The sequence below is a fragment of the Variovorax sp. RO1 genome (assembly GCF_002849325.1).
Classification (GTDB): Bacteria; Pseudomonadota; Gammaproteobacteria; order Burkholderiales; family Burkholderiaceae_C; genus Variovorax.
The window spans coordinates 836,846-849,587 of sequence record NZ_PKMT01000001.1 but is presented as its reverse complement, the minus strand read 5'-3'; the positions used below and the strand labels follow the sequence as shown (position 1 = coordinate 849,587).

Annotated in this window: 14 protein-coding genes; 9 read left to right on the top strand and 5 right to left on the bottom strand. The window is 68.8% G+C overall.

Annotated features, from left to right (window positions below; genetic code table 11):
- Nucleotides 1–22: 22 nt before the first annotated feature.
- The 4 genes from CY658_RS03970 to ureC are packed head-to-tail and all read left to right on the top strand — an operon-like array spanning nucleotide 23 to nucleotide 2,992.
- A complete protein-coding gene (locus CY658_RS03970) occupies nucleotides 23–325 on the top strand; it encodes an urease subunit gamma (RefSeq protein WP_101488960.1) in 303 nt (100 codons plus the stop codon).
- Nucleotides 326–357: 32 nt separating this feature from the next.
- A complete protein-coding gene (locus CY658_RS03965; RefSeq protein WP_101488959.1) occupies nucleotides 358–957 on the top strand; it encodes a HupE/UreJ family protein in 600 nt (199 codons plus the stop codon).
- Between the two features lie 7 nt (nucleotides 958–964).
- The gene (locus CY658_RS03960; RefSeq protein ID WP_101488958.1) at nucleotides 965–1,270 is read left to right on the top strand and encodes an urease subunit beta; all 306 of its coding nucleotides are present in this window, start codon (nucleotides 965–967) and stop codon (nucleotides 1,268–1,270) included.
- Nucleotides 1,271–1,273: 3 nt separating this feature from the next.
- Nucleotides 1,274–2,992 carry an urease subunit alpha gene (gene ureC, locus CY658_RS03955; RefSeq protein ID WP_101488957.1) on the top strand — a complete coding sequence of 573 codons (1,719 nt, stop codon included), beginning with the start codon at nucleotides 1,274–1,276 and terminating at the stop codon, nucleotides 2,990–2,992.
- Nucleotides 2,993–2,996: 4 nt separating this feature from the next.
- Here the strand turns inward: ureC and CY658_RS03950 are convergent, their stop codons facing one another.
- Together CY658_RS03950 and CY658_RS03945 are read right to left on the bottom strand one after the other, a co-directional pair.
- Complete coding sequence (locus CY658_RS03950; protein WP_101488956.1) at nucleotides 2,997–4,397, bottom strand: amidase; 1,401 nt, start codon at nucleotides 4,395–4,397, stop codon at nucleotides 2,997–2,999.
- A 155-nt stretch (nucleotides 4,398–4,552) separates the two neighbouring features.
- Nucleotides 4,553–5,491 (bottom strand): helix-turn-helix domain-containing protein, encoded by a 939-nt coding sequence (locus CY658_RS03945; RefSeq protein ID WP_101488955.1) that lies wholly within the window; start codon nucleotides 5,489–5,491, stop codon nucleotides 4,553–4,555.
- A 184-nt stretch (nucleotides 5,492–5,675) separates the two neighbouring features.
- On the opposite strand from CY658_RS03945, the gene ureE reads away from it, so the two are divergent.
- From ureE to ureG, 3 genes are all read left to right on the top strand, one after another.
- On the top strand, nucleotides 5,676–6,266 hold the full coding sequence (ureE, locus tag CY658_RS03940; RefSeq protein WP_101488954.1) for an urease accessory protein UreE: 591 nt from the start codon (nucleotides 5,676–5,678) through the stop codon (nucleotides 6,264–6,266).
- Between the two features lie 149 nt (nucleotides 6,267–6,415).
- Nucleotides 6,416–7,087 carry an urease accessory protein UreF gene (locus tag CY658_RS03935; protein ID WP_101488953.1) on the top strand — a complete coding sequence of 224 codons (672 nt, stop codon included), beginning with the start codon at nucleotides 6,416–6,418 and terminating at the stop codon, nucleotides 7,085–7,087.
- Nucleotides 7,088–7,108: 21 nt separating this feature from the next.
- Nucleotides 7,109–7,759 (top strand): urease accessory protein UreG, encoded by a 651-nt coding sequence (gene ureG, locus CY658_RS03930; protein WP_101488952.1) that lies wholly within the window; start codon nucleotides 7,109–7,111, stop codon nucleotides 7,757–7,759.
- Between the two features lie 37 nt (nucleotides 7,760–7,796).
- Here ureG and CY658_RS03925 read toward each other — a convergent pair whose 3' ends face one another.
- The gene (locus CY658_RS03925) at nucleotides 7,797–8,675 is read right to left on the bottom strand and encodes a pirin family protein (RefSeq protein WP_101488951.1); all 879 of its coding nucleotides are present in this window, start codon (nucleotides 8,673–8,675) and stop codon (nucleotides 7,797–7,799) included.
- A gap of 150 nt (nucleotides 8,676–8,825) precedes the next feature.
- On the opposite strand from CY658_RS03925, the gene CY658_RS03920 reads away from it, so the two are divergent.
- Nucleotides 8,826–9,791, top strand: coding sequence for a LysR family transcriptional regulator (locus CY658_RS03920; RefSeq protein WP_101488950.1), 966 nt, complete (start codon nucleotides 8,826–8,828; stop codon nucleotides 9,789–9,791).
- Here the strand turns inward: CY658_RS03920 and CY658_RS03915 are convergent.
- Nucleotides 9,780–10,385, bottom strand: coding sequence for an ATP-binding protein (locus tag CY658_RS03915; protein WP_101488949.1), 606 nt, complete (start codon nucleotides 10,383–10,385; stop codon nucleotides 9,780–9,782). The genes CY658_RS03920 and CY658_RS03915 overlap by 12 nt on opposite strands.
- A 278-nt stretch (nucleotides 10,386–10,663) precedes the next feature.
- On the bottom strand, nucleotides 10,664–11,824 hold the full coding sequence (locus tag CY658_RS03905; protein ID WP_101488947.1) for a porin: 1,161 nt from the start codon (nucleotides 11,822–11,824) through the stop codon (nucleotides 10,664–10,666).
- Nucleotides 11,825–12,040: 216 nt separating this feature from the next.
- On the opposite strand from CY658_RS03905, the gene CY658_RS03900 reads away from it, so the two are divergent.
- A complete protein-coding gene (locus CY658_RS03900) occupies nucleotides 12,041–12,697 on the top strand; it encodes a nuclease-related domain-containing protein (RefSeq protein WP_101490215.1) in 657 nt (218 codons plus the stop codon).
- The last annotated feature ends 45 nt before the right edge of the window (nucleotides 12,698–12,742 follow it).

The window sequence follows — 12,742 nt, the reverse complement described above, 5'->3', positions numbered from 1 at the left end:
GCCACCCGACGAAGCCGCCGCCATGGAACTGACCCCGCGCGAAAAAGACAAGCTGCTGATCTTCACGGCCGCCCTGCTGGCCGAACGCCGCAAGGCGCGCGGGCTCAAGCTCAACTACCCCGAAGCCATCGCGCTCATCACCGCCGCCGTGATGGAAGGCGCCCGCGACGGCAAGAGCGTCGCCGAGCTGATGAGCGAGGGCCGCAGTGTGCTCACGCGCGCCGACGTGATGGACGGCATCGCCGACATGATTCCCGACATCCAGGTCGAAGCCAGCTTTCCCGACGGCACCAAGCTCGTGACCGTCCACCAGCCGATCGTCTGAAGAACCTCCGCCACAAGAAGAAAGATCCCGCCATGCGCTTCGCAAAGACTTCCGCCCTGCTCGTCACCCTTCTCCTCCTGCCGCTGGCCGCCAGCGCCCACACCGGCGCCGACGGCGGCGTGCACCACGGCTTTGTCACCGGCTTCATGCACCCGCTGACCGGCGCCGACCACCTCGCGGCGATGGTCGCGGTCGGCCTGTGGAGCGCACTGGTCGCGCGCCGCGCCTGGCCCGACCTGCTGTGGGCGCCGCTGGCCTTCGCGGGCATGCTGCTCGGGGGTGCGCTGGCCGGGCTGGCCGGCGTGCAGTTGCCGGCGGTCGAACCGATGATTGCCGCCTCGCTGCTGGTGCTGGGCCTGCTGGTCGCCACGCGCGTGCACCTGCCGGCCGGCGTCGCCATGGCGGTCGTGGGCCTGTTCGCCGTCTTCCACGGCGTGGCGCACGGCCACGAACTCGCGGGCGAACACGGCGCCGCGCTCACGCTGGCCGGCATGGTCAGCGCCACGCTGCTGCTGCACGCGGTGGGCATCGCACTGGGATGGGCACTGCGCCATGCCAACGCCTGGCTGCCACGCGTGGCCGGTGCCGCCGTCGTCGCCCTCGGCGCCACGCTGCTGGCCCAGGCGATCTGAGGCGGCCATGACGCCCGGCGAACTCCTCATCGACGACGGCGAGCACACGCTCAACCCCGGCCGCCGCGCCCTCACGCTGGTCGTGCGCAACACGGCCGACCGGCCGATCCAGGTCGGCTCGCATTACCACTTTGCAGAAACCAACGGCGCGCTCGACTTCGACCGCGCCGCCGCGCGCGGCATGCGGCTGAACATCGCCTCGGGCGCCGCGGTGCGCTTCGAGCCGGGCCAGCAGCGCACGGTCGAGCTGGTCGATTTTTCCGGCGATCGCATCGTCTACGGCTTTCGCGGCCTCGTTCAAGGGAAGCTCTAAAACATGGCCACCATCGGGCGACGCGCCTACGCAGAAATCTTCGGCCCCACCGTGGGCGACCGGGTTCGTCTCGCTGACACCGACCTGCTGATCGAAGTGGAAGCCGACTACACGCTGCGTGCCGGCGGCTACGGCGAAGAGGTGAAGTTCGGCGGCGGCAAGACGATCCGCGACGGCATGGCGCAGTCGCAGCGCACGCGCGCGCAAGGTGCCGTCGACACGGTGATGACCAACGCCCTCATCCTCGACCACTGGGGCATCGTGAAAGCCGACATCGGCCTGAAGGACGGCCGCATTGCCGCCATCGGCAAGGCCGGCAACCCCGACGTGCAACCGGGCGTCGATATCGTCATCGGCCCGAGCACCGAGATCATCAGCTGCGAAGGCACCATCGTCACTGCGGGCGGCATCGACAGCCACATCCACTTCATCTGCCCGCAGCAGATCGAGGAGGCGCTGGCCTCGGGTGTGACCACCATGCTCGGCGGCGGCACCGGCCCGGCCACCGGCACCTTCGCGACCACGGCCACGCCCGGCCCGTGGCACATCGAACGCATGCTGCAGGCGGCCGACGCGTTTCCGATGAATCTGGGCTTTCTCGGGAAGGGCAACGCCAGCCTGCCCGATGCGCTGCACGAGCAGATCGAGGCCGGCGTCATGGGCCTGAAGCTGCACGAAGACTGGGGCACCACGCCCGCGGCGATCAGCAACTGCCTGGACGTGGCCGATGCCACCGACACGCAGGTGGCGATCCACAGCGACACGCTCAACGAATCGGGCTTTGTCGAGAACACCATCGCCGCCGTGGGCGGGCGCGCCATCTGCGCCTTCCACACCGAGGGTGCGGGCGGCGGCCATGCGCCCGACATCCTGCGCGTGGTGGGCGAGGCGAACTTTCTGCCCTCGTCGACCAACCCGACGATGCCCTACACCGTGAACACCCTCGACGAGCACGTCGACATGCTCATGGTGTGCCACCACCTCGATGCCGGCATCGCCGAAGACCTGGCCTTTGCCGAGTCGCGCATCCGCAAGGAAACCATCGCCGCCGAAGACGTGCTGCACGACCTGGGCGCCATCAGCATGTTCAGCTCCGACAGCCAGGCCATGGGCCGCGTCGGCGAGGTGGTGATCCGCACCTGGCAGACCGCGCACAAGATGAAGCAGCAGCGCGGTGCGCTGCCCGAAGACAGCGAACGCAACGACAACTTCCGCGTGCGTCGCTACGTGGCCAAGTACACGATCAACCCGGCCCTCGCGCACGGCATTGCGCACGAAGTCGGTTCGATCGAAGTCGGCAAGTGGGCCGACCTCGTGGTCTGGAAGCCGGCCTTCTTCGGCGTGAAACCCTTCACCATCATCAAGGGCGGCACCATCGCCATGGCCGCGATGGGCGACCCCAGCGCGTCGATTCCCACGCCGCAGCCGGTGCACTTCCGCCCGATGTTCGGCGCCTACGGCGGCTCGCTCGCCAAGAGCTCGCTGACCTTCGTCTCGCAGGCCGGGCTGGCCGCGGGCATCAAGGAGCGCTACGGCCTGAGCAAGCACCTCAGCGCAGTGAAGAACATCCGCAACGTGCGCAAGAAGGACCTGATCCACAACGGCTACACGCCGAAGATGGAGATCGACGCGCAGACGTATGCCGTGCGCGCCGACGGGCATCTGCTGACCTGCGAGCCGGCGAAGGTGCTGCCGATGGCGCAGCGGTACTTCCTGTTCTGAAAACTCATCCCGCTGGATGTCGGCGGTGCCAGTCGGTCGCCCGCTGGAACGCCCAGCCCGCGCGCACCAGCAGGTCTTCGCCGAAGTGCGGCGCCACGAACTGGAAGGCCACCGGCACGCCCGCCTCGGTGGCGCCACCCGGCAAGGTGAGCGTGGGGCTGCCCGTGAGGTCGAACGGGCAGGTGTAGCGCAGCATGCCCGCCAGCAGTTCCGGGTCCACGCCGAGCTGGCCCGCGCGTTCCAGCGTCGGCGCCGCAAAAGGAATGGCCGGAATCAGCAGCAAGTCGACCTGCTCAAAGAACGTCCGCACGCGGCCACTGAAATCGGCGCGGCGCAGCAGCAGCTTCTGGTAGTCGGTGGCGCTTTGCGACAGGCCGAGGTCGATCAACCCCGAGAGGCCCGGACCGTACTCATCGCGCCGCGACGGGTATGTCGCCTCGTGCGCCACGGCGGTCTCGACCGCGCACAGCGGCGACCAGTCGAGCACCGCCTGTGCCGTGTCCGGAAACACCACCTCGCGCACCGAAGCCCCCAGCGATTCGGCCGTGCGGATCGCGGCTGCGAGTGTGGCGCGCGTGGGCGCGTCCACGCGGTCCAGCGTCCAGGCGGGGTCGATGCCCACGCGCAGGCCGGCCAGGCCACGCGTCATCGTCGCCAGGTAGTCGGGCACCGGCAACGTGCTGGTCGTGGGATCGCGCGAATCGGCACCAGCGATGGCCGCCAGCATCGCGCCCGCATCGGCGGCGCTGCGCGTCATCGGGCCGATGTGGTCGAGCGAAGCGGCCAGCTCGAAAGCACCGTGACGGCTCACCCGCCCCCACGTCGGCTTCAAGCCCGTGATGCCGTTGGCCGCCGACGGAAAACGGATCGACCCGCCCGTGTCGGTGCCCAGCGCGCCAAAGCACAGGCCCGCCGCCGTGGCCACGCCCGAGCCGCTGGACGACACGCCGGGCCACAGCGTGGCGTCCCACGGGTTGACCGGCGACGCGATCTGCGGATGGTGGTCGGCAAAGGCGCCTTCGGTCTGCTGCAGCTTGCCGAGGATCACCGCGCCAGCCTCGCGCAGACGGCGCACCACGGTCGCGTCTTCCGTCGGGCGGAAGGACTGGTGGATCGTCATGCCGTGCGCGCTCGGCACGCCCTCGGTCCACAGCAGGTCCTTCACGGCCAGCGGCACGCCGTGCAACGGCCCGCGCGCGCGGCCGGCGGCGATCTCGGTGTCGGCGCGGCGCGCATCGTCGAGCGCCTGCGCGTCCATGCGCGTCGCGTAGCTGCGCAGCCGGCCATCGACAGCCTCGATGCGCGCGAGCATGGCGCGCGTGACCTCTTCCGACGAGCGCTCGCGCGACTGGATCTGCCGGCCGACTTCCAGTAGTTCGAGATGATGCAATTCCTTGTCCGCCATGACTGACTCCCGCATGTGTAGGGTTGAGAAAAAGAAGGTCCGAATCCAAGCGGCAGAAGCTGCCACCCCGGGCGAACCTTATCGGCGCGGGGCGGCCCGCGCTGGTCTCTTCCGGACATGCACTTGTGCTGGGGCGGACACCCCACGCGCAGCGCTCAACGCGCCTTCAGCAGCGTGTGCGGCGCGCAGCCGTACGCCTTGCGGAAGGCCCGGCTGAAATGCGACAGGTCGGAGAACCCATGCTGGAACGCGACGTCCGTCACGCTGTGCGCACGCCCGCCCATCAGCGCGTCGCGGCTGGCTGCGAGACGCGCCTGCCAGACAGCGCCCATCGCCGTCTCACCCTGCCGCGCGAACGCCCGCGCCACGGTGCGCGCCGAGACGTGGTGCGCCTGCGCCATCGTGTCGAGCGAAAGAGCAGGGTCATCCAGGTGGCGCCCGATGTAGGCCGTCATGCGCGCGTGCAGGCCGTGCTCGGCGCCGGCGTCGCCGGTGGTGTCCTGCTGAAGTTCGAGCGTCACGGCCAGCAGGTCGATGAGCGCGCCACCGAAGCGTTCGGCCGCGGCGGAATGCGGCTGCGCAAAGGCCGGGTTCGCCGTCTCCTGCAGCATCGCGTGCAGCGGCCTCGCGCCGGGGCGGTCCGCGGCGATGGTGCGGGCGGTGAAGTCTTCAGCCTTCGCAAAGCGCCGCAACAGCAGCCGGCGCGGCATGCGCGCCAGGTAGACCGAGCGCGCGTCCATCGTGCATTCGAACGGCCGGCCCGCGTCGTAGAGCAGCATGTCCCCGCTGCGCAGCCGCCCCTGCCGCCCACCCTGCAAGAAGGCGCCCTCGCCGTCCTGCACGAACGCGAGCCACAGGTCGTCCAGCGGATGCTGGCGCAGGTGGTGCGCATCGCGCGACCAGTAGTGCAGCGGCGCCGACATGCGGTTGACGCTGACCGCGCCCACGTCACGCACATCGAGCCGCCCTTCGAACGGCTCCGCCGTCATCGCACGGCTGGCCGCGGGAATGCAGTGGCGGCACACGACGTCATGCCAATAGTCGAAACGCAGCGGGGTCGCGACGTCGGTCGTCAGATAGGCCAGGCTGTTCATGACGCGGATGCTGGGGCGGATGGGGCGCGGAGGCAAGCCCTGGGGCCACAAGGCCCGATATTTGCTAAAGGAGGAAAGGTCGATCCCGGCACACCAGCCTCGCCGATGGGCTTGGGACGCCGCGCCGAACAGGCGCTGCAAGAGGCGCTACATTCATCGGCCTCATCCGACCCCGCAACCCGCCATGCTCACCGCCAACAAACTCATGCCCCAGGGCCGCGGTCTCGCGCCCGTGCTGCTCAAGCGTGCCGCCACCATCGAACTCGACTGGGACGTGCGCCAGAAAAGCCGTTTCGACGCCACCGACTCGCAGGGCCGGCAGATCGGCATCTTCCTGCCGCGCGGCACCGCGGTGCGCGGTGGCGACGTGCTGGTCGCGGAAGACGGGTCGCTGGTGCGTGTGATCGCGGCGCCGCAGCCGGTGCTGCGCATCACGCACTGCACGGCCCACGGCACGCCCTTCGACCTGACGCGCGCGGCCTACCACCTGGGCAACCGGCATGTGCCGATCGAGCTCAAGCCCGACCACCTGAAGATCGAACCCGACCACGTGCTGGCCGACATGCTGCGTTCGATGCACCTGATCGTCGTCGCCGTCGAGGAAGCCTTCGAGCCCGAAGGCGGCGCGTACGGATCGCAAGGGCACTCGCACGGCGGCCACAGTCACGACCATGGCCATGACCACGGCAAGAGCGGCCCGAAGCCACTCGTGCTCGCCCCCGAACTGCTCGACGACGATCACGGCCACGACCACTCCCACGGCCACTCGCATTGAAATGACCCACCGCCCTTCCCGTGCGCAGGCCACCGGGTGCTTCCCGCAGCGAAATCAAGGAGGAGGGCGAAGCCCGGGGGACATTCGCGGAGGGAAGTACCCGGTGGCCTGCGCACGCGCCCTGAACAGCGGCGCACGCCAGTAAACAAATGCCGCCCCCTCACAGCCTCCTCCAGCTCATCTGGCTCGCCTCCCCCGCCCTGCCGGTCGGCGGCTTCTCGTACTCCGAAGGCATCGAGGCCGCCGTCGAATGGGCCGGCATCCAATCAGAAGCCAGTGCCACCGAGTGGCTCTCAGACCAGCTGCACCTGAGCTTCGCGCGCGGCGACCTCGCACTGGCAGCCCAGGCCATCACCGCTTGGCGCGCGAACGACGCACAACGCATCCGCACCCTCAACGACTGGGTGCTGCACACGCGCGAATCCGCCGAGTTCTTCCTGCAGACCGAGCAGATGGGCCGCTCCTTCGTCGAATGGCTGAAGCTGCACCACGCCGACACGGCCGAGGTCTTCGCCGGCCTGCCCGCGACCTACCCCGTGGCCTTCGCGTTCGCCGCCAGCCGCACCGAAGCCTCGGTGCAAGACGGCTGCCTGGCTTTTGCCTTCGGCTGGGCCGAGAACATGGTCGCCGCCGCCGTCAAGGCCGTGCCGCTGGGCCAGAGCGCGGGCCAACGCATCCTGGCGCGGCTCGCGAACGAGATCCCTGCGGCCGTCGACCGAGCGATGACCCTGAGCGATGACGACCGCCAGGCCTTCGCGCCCCTGCTGGCCGTGTTGTCGGCCCGCCATGAAACACAATATTCCCGCCTCTTCCGAAGCTGACCGAACCGGACCTTTCCGCCCATGACCTCCGCCCTGCACCACATTCCGAACCGCACCAAGAAGCTCCCGCCGCTGCGCGTGGGCATCGGCGGCCCCGTCGGCTCGGGCAAGACCACGCTGCTCGAAATGCTCTGCAAGGCGATGCGCGACAAGTACGACCTGGTCGCCATCACCAACGACATCTACACCAAGGAAGACCAGCGCCTGCTCACGGTGGCCGGCGCGCTGCCGGCCGAACGCATCATGGGCGTAGAAACCGGCGGCTGCCCGCACACCGCGATCCGCGAAGACGCGTCGATCAACCTCGAGGCCATCGACCGCATGCTCGAAGACTTTCCGGATGCCGACATCGTGTTCGTCGAATCGGGCGGCGACAACCTCGCGGCCACCTTCAGCCCCGAGCTGTCGGACCTCACCATCTACGTGATCGACGTGGCGGCCGGCGAAAAAATCCCGCGCAAGGGCGGTCCCGGCATCACCAAGAGCGACCTGTTCGTCATCAACAAGACCGACCTCGCGCCCTACGTCGGCGCGAACCTCGATGTGATGGAGCAGGACACCCAGCGCATGCGCCGCCAGCGCCCCTATGTGATGACCAACCTCAAGACGCACACGGGCGTTGCCGAGGTCGTGGCCTTCATCGAGGAACGGGGCATGCTCACCGCCGCCTGATCTTTCAATCGAGGCGGCGGCGAACCTGGCGTCGCGCTCAGTGCGCGACCGCCTCCGGCATCTGCCCGAACTTCCCGCTGCCGAAGTCCTTCATCGCCTGCACGATCTCGTCGCGCGTGTTCATCACGAACGGGCCGTGGCCGACGATGGGTTCGTCGATCGGCTCGCCGCTCAGCAACAGCACCACCGCGTCGTTGTTGGCATCGATCGTGAGCGCATCGCCCGCGCGGTCGAGCAGCACCATCTGCGCGTCGCGCACGACCGTCTCGCCGTTCACCTGCACCGTCCCACGCAGCACCACGATGGCGGCGGCATGGCCTTCGGGCACCGGCAACGTCACCTGCGCGCCCTGGTTCAGGCGCAGGTCCCACACATCGATGGGCGTGAAGGTGTGCGCCGGCCCCTTGTTGCCGAGGTAGTCGCCCGCAATCACGCGCACGCTGCCCGCGCCTTCCGGCAGCGGCACCGACGGAATCTGCGCATCGACGATGGCCTGGTAGCCGGGCGTGGCCATCTTGTCCTTGGCGGGCAGGTTGACCCACAGCTGCACCATCTCGAGTTCGCCGCCGTCGCGCGTGAACGCTTCGGAATGGAACTCTTCATGCAGGATGCCCGCGCCGGCGGTCATCCATTGCACGTCGCCAGGGCCGATGGTGCCGCCCTGCCCGGTCGAGTCGCGGTGCGACACCTCGCCCTTGTAGACGATGGTCACGGTCTCGAAGCCGCGGTGCGGGTGCTGGCCCACGCCGCGCGGCTGCGTGGTCGGCGTGAACTGGGCCGGACCGGCGTAGTCCAGCAGCAAAAAGGGGCTGGCGTGGCGGCCCAGCGTGTCGTAGCTGAACAGCGAGCGCACAGGAAAGCCGTCGCCGACCCAGTGCGGGCGCGGGGCGCTGTAGGTGCCGAGGATCTTCTTCATGGGGTCTTTCCTTTCCATCAGGCGGCTCGCCCGGTGCGGGAAAGCCATGCATCAAGGATGGGGCCGCAACGATGCTTTGAGTAGATGCCAGAATTCGCCCTCATCGTTCCATCTGACGAACGATCAACGGCACGGAGGGCCCCCAAAGCCATGCGCGACCTGAACGACCTTTACTACTACGCCCAGGTGGTCGACCACGGCGGTTTTGCCCCGGCCGGCCGCGCCCTGAGCGTGCCCAAGTCGAGCCTGAGCCGGCGCATCGCGCTGCTCGAAGAGCGGCTGGGCGTGCGCCTCATCCAGCGTTCCACGCGCCGTTTCAGCGTCACCGACATCGGCCGCCAGTACTACGAGCACTGCGTCGCCATGCTGGTCGAGGCCGACGCCGCGCAGGAGGCCATCGACCGCCTGCAGGCCCAGCCGCAGGGGCTGGTGCGGCTGTCCTGCCCGCCGGCGCTGGTGTACTACCAGGTGGCCGAAATGCTCGCCCGCTTCATGACCGAGTGCCCGCGCGTGACCGTGCAGCTCGAAAGCACCAACCGCCGCGTCGACGTGATCCGCGAGGGCTTCGACCTCGCGCTGCGCGTGCGCTTTCCGCCGCTCGAAGACACCGACCTCGTGATGAAGGTGTTGGGCCACAGCACGCAGCGGCTGGTGGCCCACCCGCGCCTGCTCGAAGGCCTCACGGCGCCGGCCAGCCCTGCCGACATCGGCCTGCTGCCCAGCCTCGACCTCGGCCCGGCCCAGCCGCACCACACCTGGTCGCTCGAAGGCCCCGACGGCGCGAGCGCCGAGGTGCGCCACCAGCCTCGGCTGGTGACCGACGACATGGCCGCGCTGCGGCATGCCGCCCTGCAAGGCGTGGGCGTGGCCAAGATGCCGACCATGATGGTGCGCGAAGACCTGCAGGCCGGCCGCCTGGTCGACGCGCTGCCGCAATGGGCGCCGCGCAGCGGCATCGTGCATGCGGTGTTCCCGTCGCGCCGCGGCCTGCTGCCGTCGGTGCGCAAGCTGGTGGACTTCCTGGCGGTGGAGTACGAGGCGCTCGAAGCCCTCGAGCTTGCCGGCGTATCGGCACCGCCGGCCGCATCGGGGCCGACGCGCACCTCAGTCGACTGATCCGGCGGTCACTGGCGCGTAGAGCGGCAGGCGCAGCGTCAGGCCGAGCACGCCGCCGTCGTCCGGCGCCGAATAGATGCGCCCGCCGTGGCGCCCCGCGATGCGTTCGCAGATGCGCGCACTGGCCAGCGAGGCGGCGTCGAGCGCATCGAAAAAGCGCGCCAGCGGTGGGCGTTCGCCCTCAGCGTTGAGATCGCGCCAGTGAATGACGGCCTGCATGCCTTCGATGCGCGCGCGCACCTGCAACGTCGCCCCCGCCGCCATCACGCGCGCGGCATGCGCAGCCACCTTGGCCAGCAGCTCGCGCAGCTCCGACGGAATGCCGAAGACCGGCACCGCTTCCGCGGGCAGGTCCACATCGAGGTGCAGCGAAGTTGCATCGCCCGATTCAGCGCCGAGCAATGGCCGCAGGTCCTGCACGCGACTGTCCGCCAGTTGCTGGTGCAGCTCGGTGCGGGCCTGCTGGGCGAGGCCACGGGCATGCGCGGCCGCTCGCGCATTGGCGACGAACAGCGCGCCCATCAGCGCGAGCACGCCAGCCAGCCCCAGGCCGATGAGCGTGGCAATGATCAGGCCGAGCTGACTGCCGTACATGGTCGACAGTCCCTCAGCGCGTTTCGGGAAAGGCCGGCCGCGCGCAGTCGCTCGGGGCCCCACATCGTGGCGCGGGCGGCGGCCCCTCGCCGCGAAACCCCGGCGGTGGCCCGGGTGGAAAGAGAGGCGGCGGCAGCACGATGCAGCCCGACAGGCCGAGCGCTGCCAGCACGCCTGCGAGGTGGTGAATTCGGATCATGTGGATCGATGCGTTGCGTGTTCGACGGCACGGACCGTTCGCGTGCGCCGGCAGCGCCGCCGCACGCGAACGGGGCCGATCAGAACGCGTGGCGGATGCCGAAGTCGTAGCCGGTCGACGAACGCGGCAGGCCCGTGTAGCCCACGCCCGTGCTGCCGTAGCCCGTGGTGCTCGCGGCCGTGAGGCTGCCCGTGTAGTTCGCGTCGTTGCGGTTGCTCACACGCGCCACGGTGGCGTACAGCGCCGTGCGCTTGGACAGGTTGTGCACGTAGCCGATCGCGAGCTTGTTCGCACGCGGGTCATCGCCTGTGACACCGACCGCGCCTTCGTTGTAGCGCACGGTCGAGTACGACGCGCGGATCAGGCCCGCGCCCACCGGCATGCTCGCGCCGATCAGGTAGCCGTTGTAGCTGTCATGGCGGTTGCCCAGCGCCGCGAGGTCGAACTTGTTCTTCACGTTCGACAGCTCGCCGAACAGCTTGACCGGACCGAAGTCGTACGACGCACCGAGGTTGATGGTCTGCACCTTGCGCGTGAGCGTGGTGGTGTCGGCCGCGACGTTCTGGCCCACCGCCAGCGCGATGTCCAGCGGCCCGTTCGCATAGCCGAAACGCCCGCCCACATAGCGGCCGGCGCTGCTGCTGGTGGCCGCCGTGGTGTCGGTGGCGCTGGTCTTCGTGTTCTCGTTCAGGCTGTACTGCAGCTGGCCGTAGAAGCCGCCCAGGTTCGGCGGCAGGAAGTAGCCGACCATGTTGCTGGCGCGCACGTAGTTCGTGTTGCCCAGCGCGGTGCTGCCGCTCACCGTGTTGATCACGCTCGAGCCCGAGCCGTTGGTGCCGAACGGATCGAACACCGTGTCGTTCCAGAACGTGGCCGTATAGTCGCGGCCCAGTCGCACTTCACCGAAACCGCCCGACAGGCTGACGGTGGAACGGCGGTTGAAGTTGGCAATGCCGGTCGCGCCGTCGTCGTTGCTGATCGGCGCCTCGAGCCAGAAGCTCGCGGCCAGCCCGCCGCCCAGGTCTTCCGTGCCGCGAAAGCCGATGCGGCTGGAGTTGTAGCCCGAGTTGGCTAGGCTCCATTGGCTTTGCTTGCTCGTGGTGCCGGTGACGGGGTTGCGCGACGTGGCGCTCTGGTAGCTCACGCCGGCATCGACGACGCCGAACAGGGTGACCGACGATTGGGCAGAGGCCAGGCCGGTGACGGCCAGCGCGGCGAGTGCCGTGAGGGATTTCTTCATTCAGGTTTCTCCGGGGTTTGCAGCTGCTCTTCATCGAGCCGCTGACCGGATGGTCCTGTTCAAAATTGGAGGAATCTGGTGGACGAAGCGCGATCGCGACCGTGTGTTGTTTTGCGCTCACGCCCCCACCGGGTGCGTATTCATCGAAGCCAACGCAGCACATACCAGAAGTCTCCCAAAAGCCCAGCAATGCTCGGCTTTCCGAAGGAGTCCGACATGACCATTGTTTTGCAGCAAAGCGCGGTCGCCGCGACGCTCGGTGTGCAGCAACTCGCCACCGCATTCAGCCCCGCCTTTTCCCACCTGCGCATTCTTCGCAACCTCATCATTCCGATGCCTTCCGGTTGCGCCGTTCCCACCGCGCGCATCGACGCGGTGATCGTGTGCGAGACGGGCGTCTACCTGTTCGAGATCAAGGCCTGGCGCAACGCGTTTGTCTACCGCAAGAAGTCCGACGAGGCGCCGCCGCGCTGGTTTCTGCGGCTGCATGGCTGCACGCGGGCGCGTGAAGTGAAAGACCCGGCCTGGCAGGGCGGGCGCAAGACGACGCAGCTGCGCAGCCTGCTGCCGGACGACCTGCGGCTGCAGTACTTCGTGCTGCTGCCTTGCGAAGGCGTGGAGCTCGAGGGCGTGATGCCCGCCGCGGTCATCACGCAGCAAGACCTGCCCTACATCGCGCGCCTCGTGCGCAACAACGGGCGCACGGCGCGCACGTATCCGCTGCTCGACGCGCATGCGGTCGATCGCACGGTGCAGCGGCTGCTGGAGATCCAGGGCGATCTGTCGCTGGAGACGCATGCGCAGAACTGCCGGGAACGCATCGAACGGCCTGTGGTGTCGTGGCCCGCTGTGAACGCCATGGGGTTGCAGTAACGACTGCTTTCCACTCGGCCCTTCGGGTGGGAGGGCGTCCCACAT